16 protein-coding genes are annotated in these 15,669 nt (G+C 63.6%); all 16 read left to right on the top strand.

Annotation, left to right across the window (positions count from 1 at the left end):
* The first annotated feature begins 6 nt into the window (after positions 1-6).
* The 16 genes from CT3_RS17315 to era all read left to right on the top strand — a co-directional run bounded on the left by CT3_RS17315 (position 7) and on the right by era (position 15,643).
* Positions 7-558, top strand: coding sequence for a YceD family protein (locus tag CT3_RS17315; protein ID WP_066537168.1), 552 nt, complete (start codon positions 7-9; stop codon positions 556-558).
* A 233-nt stretch (positions 559-791) separates the two neighbouring features.
* Positions 792-974: a 50S ribosomal protein L32 gene (gene rpmF, locus CT3_RS17310; protein ID WP_003058062.1), complete on the top strand. Its 183-nt coding sequence runs from the start codon at positions 792-794 to the stop codon at positions 972-974.
* A gap of 125 nt (positions 975-1,099) precedes the next feature.
* On the top strand, positions 1,100-2,161 hold the full coding sequence (gene plsX / locus CT3_RS17305) for a phosphate acyltransferase PlsX (protein WP_066537165.1): 1,062 nt from the start codon (positions 1,100-1,102) through the stop codon (positions 2,159-2,161).
* 8 nt (positions 2,162-2,169) lie between these two features.
* The gene (locus CT3_RS17300) at positions 2,170-3,150 is read left to right on the top strand and encodes a beta-ketoacyl-ACP synthase III (RefSeq protein WP_066537162.1); all 981 of its coding nucleotides are present in this window, start codon (positions 2,170-2,172) and stop codon (positions 3,148-3,150) included.
* 60 nt (positions 3,151-3,210) lie between these two features.
* Positions 3,211-4,155 carry an ACP S-malonyltransferase gene (gene fabD, locus CT3_RS17295; RefSeq protein ID WP_066537159.1) on the top strand — a complete coding sequence of 315 codons (945 nt, stop codon included), beginning with the start codon at positions 3,211-3,213 and terminating at the stop codon, positions 4,153-4,155.
* Complete coding sequence (fabG, locus tag CT3_RS17290; RefSeq protein WP_066537156.1) at positions 4,152-4,895, top strand: 3-oxoacyl-ACP reductase FabG; 744 nt, start codon at positions 4,152-4,154, stop codon at positions 4,893-4,895. The genes fabD and fabG overlap by 4 nt, the downstream gene beginning before the upstream one ends.
* A gap of 104 nt (positions 4,896-4,999) precedes the next feature.
* On the top strand, positions 5,000-5,239 hold the full coding sequence (gene acpP, locus CT3_RS17285) for an acyl carrier protein (protein WP_066537147.1): 240 nt from the start codon (positions 5,000-5,002) through the stop codon (positions 5,237-5,239).
* A 43-nt stretch (positions 5,240-5,282) separates the two neighbouring features.
* Complete coding sequence (gene fabF, locus CT3_RS17280) at positions 5,283-6,527, top strand: beta-ketoacyl-ACP synthase II (protein ID WP_066537146.1); 1,245 nt, start codon at positions 5,283-5,285, stop codon at positions 6,525-6,527.
* 119 nt (positions 6,528-6,646) lie between these two features.
* Positions 6,647-7,117 carry a hypothetical protein gene (locus CT3_RS17275; RefSeq protein ID WP_127446260.1) on the top strand — a complete coding sequence of 157 codons (471 nt, stop codon included), beginning with the start codon at positions 6,647-6,649 and terminating at the stop codon, positions 7,115-7,117.
* A 15-nt stretch (positions 7,118-7,132) separates the two neighbouring features.
* Positions 7,133-7,765 carry an RNA polymerase sigma factor RpoE gene (rpoE, locus tag CT3_RS17270; protein ID WP_066537142.1) on the top strand — a complete coding sequence of 211 codons (633 nt, stop codon included), beginning with the start codon at positions 7,133-7,135 and terminating at the stop codon, positions 7,763-7,765.
* 51 nt (positions 7,766-7,816) lie between these two features.
* Positions 7,817-8,518: a sigma-E factor negative regulatory protein gene (locus tag CT3_RS17265; protein WP_066537131.1), complete on the top strand. Its 702-nt coding sequence runs from the start codon at positions 7,817-7,819 to the stop codon at positions 8,516-8,518.
* A gap of 242 nt (positions 8,519-8,760) precedes the next feature.
* On the top strand, positions 8,761-10,317 hold the full coding sequence (locus CT3_RS17260) for a DegQ family serine endoprotease (protein WP_225608715.1): 1,557 nt from the start codon (positions 8,761-8,763) through the stop codon (positions 10,315-10,317).
* A 397-nt stretch (positions 10,318-10,714) separates the two neighbouring features.
* Positions 10,715-12,523, top strand: coding sequence for a translation elongation factor 4 (gene lepA, locus CT3_RS17255; protein ID WP_066537125.1), 1,809 nt, complete (start codon positions 10,715-10,717; stop codon positions 12,521-12,523).
* Entirely contained in the window at positions 12,523-13,497 is a 975-nt protein-coding gene (lepB, locus tag CT3_RS17250) for a signal peptidase I (protein WP_066537116.1), read from the top strand. Before lepA ends, lepB begins: the two co-directional genes overlap by 1 nt.
* A gap of 377 nt (positions 13,498-13,874) precedes the next feature.
* Positions 13,875-14,558, top strand: coding sequence for a ribonuclease III (gene rnc, locus CT3_RS17245; protein ID WP_066537113.1), 684 nt, complete (start codon positions 13,875-13,877; stop codon positions 14,556-14,558).
* Positions 14,555-15,643 carry a GTPase Era gene (gene era / locus CT3_RS17240; protein ID WP_225608717.1) on the top strand — a complete coding sequence of 363 codons (1,089 nt, stop codon included), beginning with the start codon at positions 14,555-14,557 and terminating at the stop codon, positions 15,641-15,643. The genes rnc and era overlap by 4 nt, the downstream gene beginning before the upstream one ends.
* Positions 15,644-15,669: the final 26 nt, after the last annotated feature.

The following is a 15,669-nucleotide window of genomic DNA, read 5'->3' as shown; positions in this document are numbered from 1 at the left end:
GCCGCCATGAGCAAGGATTTCTCTCCGGATCACCTTGATGTGAAGGCGTTTGCCCAGGCAGGCGCCACACTGACAGGCAGCGATCCGCTGTCACGATATACACGACTGGCCCAGGACGCCGAAGGCCCGGTGGACGGGTTGCAGGTGGATTGGCGCGCCGAAGGCGAATTGCGCGCCGAATCCGGCGGTGCCAGCCATCTGTGGCTGCACCTGACGGTCGAGGCCGGCCTGCCGCTGACCTGCCAGCGCTGCCTGCAGCTGGACCGCATGCCGCTGCAGGTGGACCGTTCCTTCCGCTTTGTGGCGGACGAGGCCACGGCCGAAGCCCTGGACGACGAAGCCGAGGAAGATCTGCTGGCGCTGAGCCGCGACTTCGATCTGCGTGCGTTGATCGAGGACGAGCTGCTGATGGCGCTGCCTCTGGTGCCGCGCCACGAGGTCTGCCCGCAGGAGCTGCCCATGCAGTCCAGCGACGCCGACTTCGAGCAGGCCAGCGAGGAAAAGCCCAACCCGTTTGCGGTGTTGCAAGGCTTGCGCAAGAATGGCGCCCCGGACTGACTGGAGGTTTTCTCCATTCAGAAGCCTGCGCTGCTGAAGCGATCTTCGATCGGCAGCGTGGCCTGCCCAAGACACTGGTTATTCATTGCATAACGCTGTTGATAACGTTTGCGCTATACTCTAGGGCTTCGCGCGAAACCCCCTCGTGTCTTTAATGGGCTGATCGCGTATTTTTAGGGCATGCGTCTGTACGCAGGCCATGTCACCAACCCTTTTCAGACTCAGGAGCCATCATGGCTGTTCAGCAAAACAAAAAGTCTCCTTCCAAGCGCGGCATGCACCGTTCGCACAACGCACTGAATGTGCCTGGTATCGCAGTGGAAGCCACCACCGGTGAAACCCACCTGCGCCACCACATCAGCCCCAACGGCGTGTACCGCGGCCGTCAGGTGCTGAAGAACAAGTCCGAAGCCTAAACTAGCGTCTCGGACCCCCGCAAGGCCCGTCGCTACTTCTGGTAGCACGGGCTTTTGCGTTTTTTGAACACGCCCTGGCGTGTGACGGTTTCGGTCTGCCGCTCAGGCCTGCGCACCTTTCCTTCATGATCACTTTGGCAGTTGACTGCATGGGTGGCGATCACGGCCCCCGTGTCACGCTGGCCGCATGCCGCCAGTTTCTGGATTCCCACTCCGATGCCCAGCTGTTGCTGGTGGGGCGTGCGGAGAGTCTGCAGTCGTTTGCGCACCCCCGTGCCACGGTGGTGGGTGCCAGCGAAGTGGTCGGCATGGACGACCCGGTGGAGGTGGCGCTGCGCAAGAAGAAGGATTCTTCGATGCGCGTGGCCATCCAGCAGGTCAAGGATGGCATCGCCCAGGCGGCCGTGTCGGCCGGCAACACCGGTGCGCTGATGGCCGTGTCGCGCTACCTGCTCAAGACCCTGGAAGGCATCGACCGCCCGGCCATTGCCACCCAGATGCCCAATGAAAAAGGCGGCGCCACCACGGTGCTGGACCTGGGTGCCAATGTGGACTGCACGCCCGAGCACCTGCTGCAGTTTGCCGTCATGGGCACCGCCCTGGTGAGCGCATTGAACGAGAGCGCTTCCGGTGGCGAGCCGTCGGTGGGCTTGCTCAATATTGGTGAAGAAGCCATCAAGGGCAATGAAACCATCAAGCGCGCCGGCGAATTGCTGCGTGCGGCCGGCGAGGCCAAGGCCCTGAATTTCTACGGCAACGTAGAAGGTAACGACATTTACAAAGGGCCGGTGGACATCGTGGTGTGTGACGGCTTTGTGGGAAATGTGGCCCTGAAGGCCAGCGAAGGCGTGGCCAGCATGATCGTGGGTGGCTTGAAGTCTGAATTCAAGCGCAACATCTTCACGAAATTTGCCGCCATCATGGCCTATCCCGTGCTATCTGCGCTGATGAAGCGTATGGATCACCGTCGATACAATGGGGCGGCCCTGTTGGGCTTGCGTGGCCTGGTGTTCAAAAGCCATGGCTCGGCCGATGCGATCGCTTTTGAGCACGCGCTCAATCGTGCGTATGATGCGGCCCGCAACAACCTGCTTGACCGTGTCCGGGCCCGGATTGCGACTGCGGCCCCTTTGCTGGTGCCTGCCGTTGCTGCGCCAGCCGCTGGAACCACGGGCAGCCCTGAGTGAGCCTCCGCATGACACGTTACGCACGCATTACCGGCACCGGCAGCTACCTGCCTCCCCGCCGCCTGACCAACAACGACTTGGCGGCGGAGCTGGCCCAGCGCGGTATTGAAACCTCGGACGAATGGATCGTCGAGCGCACGGGCATCCATGCCCGCCACTTTGCCGCTCCCGATGTGGGCAGCAGCGATCTGGCGCTGGAAGCCAGCCGCAATGCGCTGGAAGCCGCAGGCATCACGGCGCAGGACCTGGATCTGATCATCGTCGCCACGTCCACCCCGGACATGGTGTTCCCCTCGACGGCGGCCATCCTGCAGCACAAGCTGGGCATCACCAATGGCTGCCCCGCGTTCGACGTACAGGCCGTGTGCAGCGGCTTTGTCTATGCATTGACCGTGGCCGACGCCATGATCCGCTCGGGCTCTGCCCGGCGCGTGCTGGTGGTGGGCGCGGAAGTGTTCAGCCGCATCCTGAATTTCAACGACCGCACCACCTGCGTGCTGTTTGGCGACGGCGCCGGCGCCGTGGTGGTGGAAGCCTCCGAAGAGCCCGGCATCCTGGCCAGCGATCTGCACGCCGACGGCAGCCATGTGGGCATTTTGTGCGTGCCCGGCCATGTGTCGGGTGGCGAGGTCCTGGGTTCGCCCATGCTGACCATGGACGGCCAGGCCGTCTTCAAGCTGGCCGTGGGCGTGCTGGAAAAAGCCGCCCGTGCCACGCTGGACAAGGCCGGCATGACGGACGCCGACATCGACTGGCTGATCCCGCACCAGGCCAATATCCGCATCATGCAAAGCACGGCCCGCAAGCTGAAGCTGCCCATGGAGAAGGTGGTGGTCACGGTGGGTGAGCACGGCAACACCTCGGCGGCGTCGATTCCGCTGGCCCTGGACCATGCCGTGCGCAACGGTCAGGTGCAAAAAGGCCAGAACGTCCTGCTCGAAGGCGTGGGCGGCGGTTTCACCTGGGGTGCAGTACTCCTGAAAATGTAGTGTTCGGTGCGCTCCATGAGCGCACCAGAGCCTGTTTTACCCCTTTTGAGTGACCAACACATGACGCAATTTGCATTCGTCTTTCCCGGCCAGGGCTCGCAGTCCGTGGGCATGCTGGACGCCTGGGGCGACCACCCGGTGGTGGCCCAGACGCTGAAGGAAGCCTCTGACGCCATGGGTGAAGACGTGGGCGCCCTGATCCACAGCGGCCCCAAGGAAGCGCTGGCCCTGACGACCAACACCCAGCCCGTGATGCTGGTGGCCGCCGTGGCCGCCTGGCGCGTGTGGCGTGCCGAAGGCGGCGCGCTGCCTGCCGCCGTAGCCGGCCATTCCCTGGGCGAGTATTCCGCCTTGGTGGCGTCCGGCGTGCTGACGCTGGGCCAGGCTGCTCCGCTGGTGCGCCTGCGCGCCGCGGCCATGCAGGAAGCCGTGCCCGTGGGCGTGGGCGCCATGGCCGCCGTGCTGGGTCTGGAGGCTGACAAGGTCAAGGCCGTCTGCGCCGAAGTGACAGCCCAGCTCGGCGGTGCCGAGGTGGTGGAGGCGGTGAACTTCAACGATCCCGGTCAGACCGTGATCGCCGGCTCCAAGGCTGCCGTGGAAGCCGCCAGCGTGGCCGTCAAGGCCGCAGGTGCCAAGCGCGCACTGCCGCTGCCGGTGTCGGCACCGTTCCACTCCAGCCTGATGAAGCCTGCTGCCGAAAAGCTGAAGCTGGCATTGGCTGCGCTGGAACTGCAAGCCCCCCAGATCCCCGTGATCAACAACATCGACGTGACCGTGCAAACGGACGCCGATGCCATTCGCGACGCCCTGTACCGCCAGGCTTTCGGCCCGGTGCGCTGGGTGGAGTGCGTGCAGGCCATCAAGGCCCGCGGCATCACCACCCTGGTGGAGTGCGGCCCCGGCAAGGTGCTGGCCGGCATGACCAAGCGCATTGATGCGGAATTGACGGGCGTTGCCCTGTATGACCCTGCCACACTGGCAGAAGTGAAGGAATTGCTCGCATGACAGAGACGACCACCCCCGGCCAAGTGGCCCTGGTGACCGGTGCCACCCGCGGCATTGGCGCTGCCATTGCCCAGGAACTGGCCGCCCGCGGCTACACCGTGATCGGAACCGCCACCTCGGACGACGGCGCTGCCCGCATCAGCGCGGCCCTGGCCCCTCTGGGCGGCCGTGGCGTGAAGCTGGATGTGAACGACGCTGCTGGCGTGGACGCGCTGGTGGACGACATCGCCAAGAACCAGGGCGGCCTGCACGTGCTGGTCAACAATGCCGGCATCACCCGCGACACCCTGGCCATGCGCATGAAGGATGACGATTGGGACGCCGTGGTCGACACCAATCTGAAGGCCGTATTCCGACTCAGCCGCGCGGCTATTCGCCCGATGATGAAGCAGCGTTTCGGCCGCATCATCAGCATCACCAGTGTGGTGGGCGGCATGGGCAATGCCGGTCAGGCCAACTATGCTGCAGCCAAGGCTGGCGTGGCTGGCATGACGCGCGCTCTGGCACGTGAACTGGGCAGCCGCGGTATCACCGTGAACTGCGTGGCCCCCGGCTTCATTGCAACAGATATGACTGCAGTGCTCCCAGAAGAGCAGCAAAAGGCCTTGTCCGCACAGATCCCTCTGGGCAAGCTGGGCCAGCCTTCCGACATTGCAAACGCAGTGGCCTATCTGGCCTCTGCCGGTGCCGGCTATGTGACAGGCCAGGAATTGGCTGTCAATGGCGGCATGTACATGTAAATAACGAAAGTTATGCCGTTTCCTCGCGACGGCAAGCCGGCTGAAGGGAGATTCCCTGAACCGGCTAGAATCGCGGGTTCATTCACAACCCCCTGAGGGAAACCATGAGCGATATCGAAGCACGTGTCAAAAAAATCATTGCTGAACAACTCGGCGTTGAAGAGTCCCAAGTGACCAGCGAAAAGGCCTTCGTGGCTGATCTGGGCGCTGACTCCCTGGACACGGTCGAACTGGTGATGGCCCTGGAAGATGAATTCGGCATCGAAATCCCCGATGAAGACGCTGAAAAGATCACGACGGTGCAAAACGCCATCGACTACGCCAACACCCACCAAAAGGGCTAAGCCCTTTTGAGCGCACCGAGCGATAAGAATAAGGTTTGAACGCATGAGCCGTCGTCGCGTTGTCGTGACCGGCCTGGGTTGCATCAGTCCCGTGGGTAACACGGTTGCTGAGGCCTGGGCCAATCTTTTGGCCGGCAAGTCCGGCATTGGCCACATCACCAAGTTTGATGCCACGAATTTTTCGTGCCGCATCGCAGGTGAGGTCAAGGGATTCAACGTGGAGGATTACATGAGCGCCAAGGATGCGCGCTCCATGGACACCTTCATTCACTATGGCATCGCGGCTGCGGAACAGGCTGTGAAGGATGCGGGTCTGCCTACGGGCGAGGCCCTGTCCGACGACCTTGCGACCCGCATCGGTTGCGTGCTCGGGTCCGGTATCGGGGGCTTGCCCCTGATCGAGAACACTCAGATTGAGCTCTCGAACCGGGGTCCCCGACGCATCACCCCATTTTTCGTGCCCGCTTCCATCATCAACATGGTGGCTGGTCACGTTTCCATGCGCTTTGGCTTCAAGGGTCCGAACCTGTCCGTGGTGACAGCGTGCACGACCGGCCTGCACTGCATCGGCGAAGCCGGGCGCATGATCGAGTACGGCGACGCCGACATCGTGGTGGCCGGTGGTACCGAAGCCACGGTGTCCCCGCTGGGCGTGGGCGGCTTTGCTGCCATGCGTGCCCTGTCGACCCGCAATGACGACCCCACCGCAGCTTCTCGTCCCTGGGACAAGGACCGCGACGGCTTCGTGCTGGGTGAGGGCGCTGGCGTGCTGGTGCTGGAAGAGTATGAACACGCCAAGGCCCGTGGCGCCAAGATCTACGCAGAGCTGAGCGGCTACGGCATGAGTGCCGATGCCGGTCACATGACGGCTCCCAATATGGACGGCCCGCGCCGCGCCATGTTGAACGCCATGCGCAATGCCGGTGTGAATCCGGACCAGATCAACTATCTGAACGCCCACGGCACCTCGACCCCTCTGGGCGACCAGAACGAAAGCAATGCCATCAAGGCAGCGCTGGGCGATGCCGCGTTCAAGACCGTGGTCAGCTCCACCAAGTCCATGACCGGCCACTTGCTGGGCGGTGCGGGCGGTGTGGAAAGCGTGTTCACCGTGATGGCGCTGCACGATCAGAAGATCCCGCCGACCATCAACCTGGACAACCAGGATCCCGGCTGCGATCTGGACTACTGCGCCAATGTGGCACGCGATGCCAAGATCGATGTGGCCCTGAAGAACAACTTCGGCTTTGGTGGTACCAACGGCTCGCTGATCTTCAAGCGCATCTGACCGCACTGGCAGTCCCTGGCGTCCGGGAGCTCCGCTCCTGAAACGCCCATCACCCGCAGGCCGATCAAACGGCTCTGCGGGTTTTGTTTTTGTGGCACTGCCGTGGCATGGTCGACACCATGCCTTCTGCACACCATCTGCCGCCTGCCGTGCGCTACCCCGTGGAGCGCCACCGGCTGCCCGGCTACCTCGGGGGACTGCTGTGGCTGCTGGCGGGTGCCGTGCTGCTGGCCTGGTGGCGGTACAGTGCGCCCCAGCCCGCCGCCGTGCGGGGGGCGGCGGTCCTACTGTGGCTGGCCGCTGGCGGGGCCCAGTTGCACGCCTGGCGTGCCGCACCACGCGGGATGCTGCAATGGGATGGCGGTGCCTGGTGGTGGCAGGCCCAGGGGGAAGCGGAGCCCCAGCCGCTGGAGGTCCTGGAGCTGCGCATCGATCTGCAAACCGCTGTGTTGCTGGCCTGGCGCGGTACGGGCGGCCGCTGGCAGCATGCCTGGCTGCTGCAGCGCAGCGTACCCTGGCGTTGGGGGGATTGGCGGCGTGCGGTATATTCGGCGGCCACCGTGTTCCGCCAGACGGAGTCTGCGGTCTGACCTTTCCCCCGCTGCATGAGCCCCCACGTCGCACCTCCTCCCGCACCTTCTGACACCGATCTGCAACTGGTGGAGCGCACGGTAGCGGGCGACCAGCGGGCCTATGAGCTGCTGGTGCTCAAGTACCAGCGCCGCATCGAGCGCCTGATTGCGCGCATGGTGCGCGACACCGATCTGGTCCAGGACATTGCCCAGGAAACCTTTCTGCGCGCCTACCGGGCCCTGCACCAGTTCCGGGGCGAGGCGCAGTTCTACACCTGGCTGTACCGGATTGCGGTGAACACGGCCAAGAAGGCGCTGCTGGACATGAAGCGCAATCCGGTGGTCACCGAGAGCGCGTTACAAACCTCCGATGACGAGGATGAAACTTCTCGGCCCGGAAACGAACCAATCAACGAGGAGACTCCCGAGACGGTGCTGGCGGCGCAGGAAATTGCAGCTGCCGTGAACGCCGCGATGGATGCTTTGCCCGAGGATTTGCGCCAGGCGGTCACGCTGCGCGAGATCGAAGGGCTGAGCTACGAAGAAATTGCCACTGTCATGGGTTGTCCCATCGGAACCGTGCGTTCGCGCATCTTCCGAGCCCGCGAGGCCATCTCCGCACGCGTCAAGCCGCTGCTGGAGCGCCAATCGGGCAAGCGGTGGTGAGGGTGGTGTTGAACACATGGCAGGCGCGAGCCCAAGTGAGCAGGTAACCCCATGACGGACGATCTGAAAAACAAGGAATTGCTGTCGGCGCTGGTCGACGGCGAGCTGTATGGCGATGAACTGAGCCAGGCAGTGGCGTGGGCCGAAGAAGGCGAAGGCCATGCCAGCTGGCAGCTCTACCATCTGGTGGGCGATGTGCTGCGCTCGCCTGAGCTGGCCCACCACAGCCAGCACGATCTGCTGAGCGGTCTACGTGCCCAGCTGGCCCAGGAGCCACCGCTGTCGCTGCAACCCGCCGCGCTGGAGCAGCTGGCACCGGCCCAGCTGCCCATGACCTCGGCCGTGCAGAGCCTGGTGCGTGATCCCGTGGCCAATGCCTCGGTGTTCCGCTGGAAGATGGCCGCCGGCTTTGCCTCCGTGGCAGCCGTGGCCGCCATGGGCTGGAATCTGGTGGTGGTGCCGGCCGGCACCGGCAGCCAGCTGGCCCAGGCGCCGGCCGCCAGCCAGGCCAGCGTGCAGCTGGCACAGGGCATGCCCGGCGCCCCGATGATGTCTGTCCCCCAGACCGATGGCTCGGTGATTGCCGTGGCCACCGGCAATGGCTCGGAAGTGATTCTGCGCGACCCGCGTCTGGACGAGCTGCTTGCCGCGCACCGCCAGTTCGGCAGCAAGGCATCGCTGCAGATGCCGGCCGATTTCCTGCGCAATGCCAGCTTCGCCAGCACACCGGTGCCTGCGGCCAACCGCCATTGATCTGCCCGTGGCAGATGGGGTTTGCTTGTGTTTTGATAGCTTCCTGCGCTGATGCAGAGGGCTTTTCAAACTGAAAATCCGATACAGAACATGAAATGAGCGCCCAAGGCGCTCATTTTTTTGTGCATGCGGCCCACAGCGTCCACGGCGCTTCGGTGCATGATGCTGGGGAACCAATCGCACGGATGCCTTTCCAAACAGGCAGTCTGATAGCGAGATAGAGCGCCTTGGAAAGGATGAAGATGCCCGCATTGCAACGCAAAACCCTGCAAGCCTTGAGTGTGGCGGCCTTGATCGCGGCCGCCGCAGCCGGTGGTGCCGTTTGGAATCTGCCACTGGCCCAGGCACAGGCCGCAGCCCCCAGTCCGGCCACGTCGGCGCCCGCAGCGTCGGCAGCCGCAGCCCCCGCGGCTGCGCCGCTGGTCAGCGGTCTGCCGGATTTCACCGCGCTGGTCGACCATGTCGGCCCCTCGGTGGTCAACATCCGCACCACCGAAAAAGTGGCCGCCCGCGGCAATGGCGGCGGATCGGCACTGGGCATGGACGAGGACATGCTGGAGTTCTTCCGCCGTTTCGGCCTGCCGGTGCCCAATATTCCCAAGCAGCCACAGCGCCCCGGCCCGGGCGGCAGCGACGGGGATGGCGAATCCCAACCCAGCGGCGTGGGCTCGGGCTTCATCCTGACCGGCGACGGCTATGTGATGACCAATGCCCACGTGGTCGAAGATGCGGACGAAGTCATCGTCACGCTGACCGACAAGCGCGAGTTCAAGGCCAAGATCGTGGGCAGCGACAAGCGCACCGATGTGGCCGTGGTCAAGATCGACGCCAAGGGCCTGCCCGCCGTGAAGATCGGCGACGTGAGCCGCCTGAAGGTGGGCGAGTGGGTGATGGCCATTGGCTCGCCCTTCGGCCTGGAAAACTCGGTGACGGCCGGCATTGTGTCGGCCAAGCAGCGCGATACCGGTGACTACCTGCCGTTCATCCAGACGGACGTGGCCATCAACCCCGGCAATTCCGGCGGGCCGCTGCTGAACCTGCGCGGCGAGGTGGTGGGCATCAACAGCCAGATCTATTCGCGCTCCGGCGGCTTCATGGGCATCAGCTTTGCGATTCCGATTGACGAAGCCGTGCGCGTGAGCGATCAGCTGCGCTCCACCGGCAAGGTCACGCGCGGCCGCATCGGTGTGCAGATCGGCTCGGTGACCAAGGAGGTGGCGGAATCCATTGGCCTGGGCAAGCCGCGTGGCGCCCTGGTCTCGGCGGTGGAAGCCGGTTCGCCCGCCGCCAAGGCCGGCGTGGAGGCCGGGGACGTGATCATCAAGTACAACGGCACGGACATCGACAAGGTCTCCGACCTGCCGCGCCTGGTGGGCAACACCAAGCCGGGCGTTAAGGGCACGGTCACCGTGTTCCGCCGGGGCAGCAGCAAGGACTTGTCCATCACGATTGCCGAGGTGGAGCCCGACGAGGCCGTGGCCGCACGCAAGAAGGCCGAAAGCAGCAGCGCCGCGACGGCCAGCGCCAAGTCGCTGGGCCTGGTGGTGGCCGATCTGACGGCCGCGCAGAAGAAGGAGCTCAACGTCAAGGGCGGCGTGCGCATTGTCAGCGTGGCCGATGCCGCGGCCCGCGCCGGTCTGCGTGAAGGTGATGTGGTGCTGTCCGTCGCCAATACCGAGGTGGCCGACGCCAAGGGCTTCGAGGCGGCGCTGAGCAAGGCCGACAAGAACAAGCCCGTCAACATGCTGGTGCGCCGCGGTGAGTGGGCCCAGTACGTGCTGGTGCGACCGGCCCGCTGAGGTGGGTGCCTGGGGGGCGGCTGCCATGCCGCCCTAAGGGGACTGGGAATGCCCGTGAGCGCAAGGTGGTCGCTTGGGTAGAATCCCTAGTCCGGCGCACAGGTGCCGTCGCGAGCGGGTGCTTGCTGCGGTGCTAGGAGCTGACGGGCATTGCCGGCAGCGAATTTCCGCTGAACCGCAATTGTGGATAAGCTGTGGTTAGTTTTGCTGCATCGCTGGCGCTGAGCCGCCAGACAGCAAAAACGGTGCTTTTGCAGAGGGCTTTTGCCTACAATCAGCAGCCCAACCATCGCAGTTGCCCAAGATTGTTGGTTCAGGGCGCGTCAGAGTCGACGCGCCCTTTTTTCTTGCCTTGTGCGCGCCACATTCATTTAAGTTACCAAGACGCTTTTCGTTGATGAATCACATCCGTAATTTCTCCATCATTGCGCACATCGACCATGGCAAATCCACGCTGGCCGACCGCTTGATCCAGCGTTGTGGCGGCTTGGCCGAGCGCGATATGGAAGCCCAGGTGCTGGACTCGATGGACATCGAGAAAGAACGTGGCATCACCATCAAGGCGCAGACGGCTGCACTGCAGTACAAGGCCAAGGATGGCAAGGTCTACAACCTCAACCTGATCGACACGCCCGGCCACGTGGACTTCTCGTACGAAGTCTCGCGTTCGCTGTCGGCCTGCGAAGGCGGTCTGCTGGTGGTGGATGCGTCGCAGGGCGTGGAAGCCCAGACCGTGGCCAACTGCTACACCGCACTCGACCTGGGGGTCGAGGTGTTTGCCGTGCTCAACAAGATGGATCTGCCCAATGCGGATCCGGACAACGCCAAGGCCGAGATCGAGGACGTGATCGGCATCGACGCGACCGATGCGATTCCCTGCTCGGCCAAGACCGGCATGGGCATCGACGAGATTCTGGAAGCCATTGTGGCCAAGGTGCCGGCGCCCAAGGGCGACCCGGATGCACCGCTGCGCGCCATGATCGTGGACAGCTGGTTCGACCCCTATGTGGGCGTCGTGATGCTGGTGCGCGTGGTCGATGGCCAGCTCAAGAAGGGCGAGCGCTTCAAGATGATGGCCACAGGCGCAGCCTATGAAGCCAACAACATCGGCGTGTTCACCCCTGCCAACCAGCCGCGCGATGCACTCAAGGCCGGCGAAGTGGGTTACATCATTGCCGGCATCAAGGAGTTGAAGGCCGCCAAGGTGGGCGATACCGTCACGCTGGAAAAGAAGCTGCCGAACAATCTGGGCCCTGCCGAGAAGGCGCTGCCCGGCTTCAAGGAAGTCAAGCCCCAGGTGTTTGCGGGTCTGTACCCGACCGAAGCCAGCGAATACGACCAGCTGCGCGATGCGCTGGAAAAGCTGCAGCTCAACGATGCGGCACTGCAGTACGAACCCGAAGTTTCGCAAGCGCTGGGCTTTGGCTTCCGCTGCGGCTTCCTGGGCCTGCTGCACATGGAAATCGTGCAGGAACGCCTGGAGCGCGAGTTCGATCAGGACCTGATCACCACCGCGCCCAGCGTGGTGTACGAAGTGGTCAAGGCCGATGGCGAAGTCATCCAGGTGGAAAACCCCTCCAAGATGCCCGATCAGGGCCGCATGGAAGAAATCCGCGAGCCCATCGTGACCGTGCACCTGTACATGCCGCAAGACTATGTCGGCCCGGTGATGACGCTGGCCAACCAGAAGCGCGGCGTGCAGAAGAACATGGCCTACCACGGCCGTCAGGTCATGCTGACCTATGAAATGCCGCTGGGCGAAATCGTGCTGGACTTCTTCGACAAGCTCAAATCGGTCTCGCGCGGCTATGCCTCCATGGACTACGAGTTCCTGGAGTACCGCGCCTCGGACGTGGTGAAGGTCGACATCCTGCTCAATGGCGAAAAGGTCGATGCGCTGTCCATCATCGTGCACCGCTCGCAGGCCACTTTCCGCGGTCGTGCCGTGGTGGCCAAGATGCGTGAAATCATCAGCCGCCAGATGTTCGACGTGGCGATCCAGGCGGCGATCGGCGCCAACATCATCGCCCGTGAAACCGTCAAGGCCATGCGCAAGAACGTGCTGGCCAAGTGCTACGGCGGTGACATCACCCGCAAGCGCAAGCTGCTCGAAAAGCAGAAGGCCGGTAAGAAGCGCATGAAGCAGATCGGCTCGGTGGAAGTGCCGCAGGAGGCTTTCCTGGCCATCCTGCAAGTGGAGGATTGATGCAAGCCATGCAATGGATCACAGCCGCCGTCCTGGCGGCTTTCGTAGGCTATGTGGGCGCCTGGTACACGGGCGCGATCGAAGGCAATTTCGCCCTGCTGATGTTCCTGGCCACCGTGGTGACCGGTGCCTACTGGCTGGCGGAGCGCCTGTATTTCTGGCCGCGCCGCAAGCAGGCGGCTCAGGCCCTGGCCGATGCCGCCACGGCACGCCGTGCCGAGCTGGACCGCATGGGCATTGCCAAGGTCGATCTGGACACCACCGAAGGCCAGCAAAAAGCCCTGGTCCAGCCCTGGTGGCTGGATTGGACGGCCGGTCTGTTCCCGGTGATCGCCGTGGTGTTCATCCTGCGCTCCTTCCTGTTTGAGCCGTTCAAGATCCCTTCCGGTTCGATGATTCCCACGCTGCTGGTGGGGGACCTGATCCTGGTGAACAAGTTCACCTACGGTGTGCGCCTGCCGGTGCTCAACACCAAGGTCATCGATGGCAAGACGCCGGAACGCGGCGATGTGATGGTGTTCCGCTACCCGCCCCAGCCCTCGCTGGACTACATCAAGCGCGTGGTGGGCGTGCCTGGTGACACCGTGGCCTACCTGAACAAGCGCCTGACGATCAATGGCCAGCCAGTGCCTACCAAGGACCTGCCCGATTTCTTCGATGAAGACGCCATGCGCTACTTCAACCAGTACGAGGAAACCCTGGGCCTGTTGCCGCACCGCCTGCTCAATACCCAGGGCGTGCCGGCTTTTGTCCAGGGCGCCAGCAACTACGCGTACCGGGAAAACTGCACCTACAGCGTCGAAGGCGTGACCTGCAAAGTGCCCGAAGGCCACTACTTCGTGATGGGTGACAACCGCGACAACTCGCTGGACTCGCGCTACTGGGGTTTTGTGCCGGATGCGAACATCGTCGGCAAGGCCTTCTTTGTCTGGATGAATTTCGGCAACCTCAAGCGCATCGGTTCCTTCAACTGATCGCCGGCACCGGGGGAGGGCGCCATGCCGCCCCCGGCGCACCACAGCCCGCGCCCGCCAACGCGGGCTTTCCTTCAGAGCGCGGGTGTTTAGGAGGCACCGCCGTCGCGGCTTTCGCGATTGGCGGACAATCGGTCCTCTGTCTTTCTGGACATACCAGACCCTGTGCAAGACGACACCCCCGGGATAGCCCGTGCCGGACGGCATGGGTCCCGGCTTCACCCCGCCCCGCCGCCGATGGCATGACGCCGCGCAAGCGTGCCGCGTGGCAGCCGCCCGGTGCATGAAAAAGCACTGGCCGACGGCCTGTATTCCCGATAGATTTCGCTGGCAGGCGCCGCCTGCCTTGTTCACCGATTTAACGACCAGATTCCTAGGTGCTACCCGGCCTTTTAGCTTTGCAGCAGCGTCTGCAACATAATTTTTCTGAACCCGCCTTGCTGCAACGTGCGCTGACGCACCGCAGCTTCTCGGCGGACAACAACGAACGCCTGGAGTTCCTGGGGGACTCCGTGCTCAGCCTGGCCGTCTCCACACTGCTGTACCAAAGGCTGCAGTCGCTGCCCGAAGGCGATCTCTCCCGCGTGCGTGCCAACCTCGTCAAGGAAGGCACGCTGCACCAGATCGCACTCAAGCTGGAGCTGTCCGGCCTGCTGCGCCTGGGCGAAGGCGAAGCCAAGTCGGGCGGCAAGCAGCGCCCCTCCATCCTGGCCGATGCCGTGGAAGCGCTGATCGGCGCCGTCTATCTGGACGCCGACTACCGCACGGCCGAACGTCTGGTGCACCACCTCTATGAGGGGGTGGACATCAACCCGCACATGCGTGCGGTGCAAAAAGACCCCAAGACCGCACTGCAGGAATGGCTGCAGGGCCGTCGCATGAAGCTGCCGCAGTACAAAGTGGCAGAGATCACCGGGGCCGCGCATTTGCAAACCTTCGAGGTGGCCTGCGAAATCGCAGAACTCCACCTCCATGCCAACGGCACAGGCGCTTCGCGCCGTGCTGCGGAGCAGGCAGCAGCCGCTGCCTTGCTCGATCAACTGAAAGCGAAACATCCATGACCGACGCTGCCAAGAAAAAAACAGCAGGCAAAACCAGCCCCGATCGCGCCAAGAGCCAGATCGACATCAACGATCCCAGCCTGGACTACATCAGTGCCATGCTGTCCGGGGCCAAGCCCGGAGCGGCCGCCACGCCCATCCGCAGCGAAGAGGAAAGCGCCGCTGAGCCCGTGCGCGAAGTGCCGGTGGAAGAGCAGCGCTGTGGCCTGATCGCCATCGTCGGCAAGCCCAACGTGGGCAAGTCCACGCTGATGAACGCGCTGGTGGGGCAGAAGATCTCCATCACCTCGCGCAAGGCACAGACCACGCGCCACCGCATCACAGGCATCCACACCAAGGACGACACCCAGTTCGTCTTTGTGGACACCCCGGGTTTCCAGACCAAGCACTCGACCGCACTGAACAAATCGCTGAACAAGACGGTGATGGGGGCCATCGGTGACGTGGACCTGATTCTGTTCGTGGTCGAGGCCGGCAGCTTCACCCTGGCCGACGCCAAGGTGCTGAGCCTGTTCAAGCCCGGCATCCCCACGCTGCTGATCGCCAACAAGCTGGATGCCGTGGGCCGCCGCCACGAAATCGCTCCCTGGCTGCAAAGCATGCAGGAGCGCCACCCCTTCGCAGAGTTCGTGCCCATGTCGGCCAAGAACAAGAAGGACATCGAGCGCATGTACGGCATCTGCGCCAAGTACCTGCCGCAGCAGCCCTGGTTCTACAGCCAGAACGAGCTGACCGACCGCAGCGAGAAGTTCCTGGCTGCCGAAACCGTGCGTGAAAAGCTGTTTCGCTTCACCGGCGACGAGCTGCCCTATACCTCGACGGTGGTCATCGACAAGTTCGAGGAAGAGCCCAGCAAGACCCACAAGCGCTTCATGCGCGTGGCCGCCACCATCGTGGTGGAGCGCGATGGCCACAAGGCCATGGTGATCGGCCAGGGGGGCGAACGCCTCAAGCGCATCAGCACCGAAGCGCGCCAGGAACTGGAAAAGCAGTTCGACGCCAAGGTGTTCCTGGAAGTCTGGGTCAAGGTGAAGTCCGGCTGGGCTGACGACGAGGCCCGCGTCAAATCCTTCGGTTACGAGTGAGCGCCAGGTGCCGCAAGAGGCCTTCG

This window comes from Comamonas terrigena NBRC 13299, assembly GCF_006740045.1.
Lineage (GTDB): Bacteria > Pseudomonadota > Gammaproteobacteria > Burkholderiales > Burkholderiaceae_C > Comamonas > Comamonas terrigena.
The sequence above is the reverse complement of the archived record's forward strand: the minus strand, read 5'-3'. Positions and strand labels throughout refer to the sequence as shown.

Excerpts from the sequence above, each read along its gene's own strand:
- era (WP_225608717.1), top strand. The coding sequence starts at position 14,555 with ATGACCGACGCTGCCAAGAAAAAAACAGCAGGCAAAACCAGCCCCGAT.
- rpoE (WP_066537142.1), top strand. The coding sequence starts at position 7,133 with ATGAGCCCCCACGTCGCACCTCCTCCCGCACCTTCTGACACCGATCTG.
- rpmF (WP_003058062.1), top strand. The coding sequence starts at position 792 with ATGGCTGTTCAGCAAAACAAAAAGTCTCCTTCCAAGCGCGGCATGCAC.
- CT3_RS17260 (WP_225608715.1), top strand. The coding sequence starts at position 8,761 with ATGCCCGCATTGCAACGCAAAACCCTGCAAGCCTTGAGTGTGGCGGCC.
- fabG (WP_066537156.1), top strand. The coding sequence starts at position 4,152 with ATGACAGAGACGACCACCCCCGGCCAAGTGGCCCTGGTGACCGGTGCC.
- CT3_RS17275 (WP_127446260.1), top strand. The coding sequence starts at position 6,647 with ATGCCTTCTGCACACCATCTGCCGCCTGCCGTGCGCTACCCCGTGGAG.
- fabD (WP_066537159.1), top strand. The coding sequence starts at position 3,211 with ATGACGCAATTTGCATTCGTCTTTCCCGGCCAGGGCTCGCAGTCCGTG.
- acpP (WP_066537147.1), top strand. The coding sequence starts at position 5,000 with ATGAGCGATATCGAAGCACGTGTCAAAAAAATCATTGCTGAACAACTC.
- CT3_RS17300 (WP_066537162.1), top strand. The coding sequence starts at position 2,170 with ATGACACGTTACGCACGCATTACCGGCACCGGCAGCTACCTGCCTCCC.
- CT3_RS17315 (WP_066537168.1), top strand. The coding sequence starts at position 7 with ATGAGCAAGGATTTCTCTCCGGATCACCTTGATGTGAAGGCGTTTGCC.
- plsX (WP_066537165.1), top strand. The coding sequence starts at position 1,100 with ATGATCACTTTGGCAGTTGACTGCATGGGTGGCGATCACGGCCCCCGT.
- lepA (WP_066537125.1), top strand. The coding sequence starts at position 10,715 with ATGAATCACATCCGTAATTTCTCCATCATTGCGCACATCGACCATGGC.
- CT3_RS17265 (WP_066537131.1), top strand. The coding sequence starts at position 7,817 with ATGACGGACGATCTGAAAAACAAGGAATTGCTGTCGGCGCTGGTCGAC.
- lepB (WP_066537116.1), top strand. The coding sequence starts at position 12,523 with ATGCAAGCCATGCAATGGATCACAGCCGCCGTCCTGGCGGCTTTCGTA.
- fabF (WP_066537146.1), top strand. The coding sequence starts at position 5,283 with ATGAGCCGTCGTCGCGTTGTCGTGACCGGCCTGGGTTGCATCAGTCCC.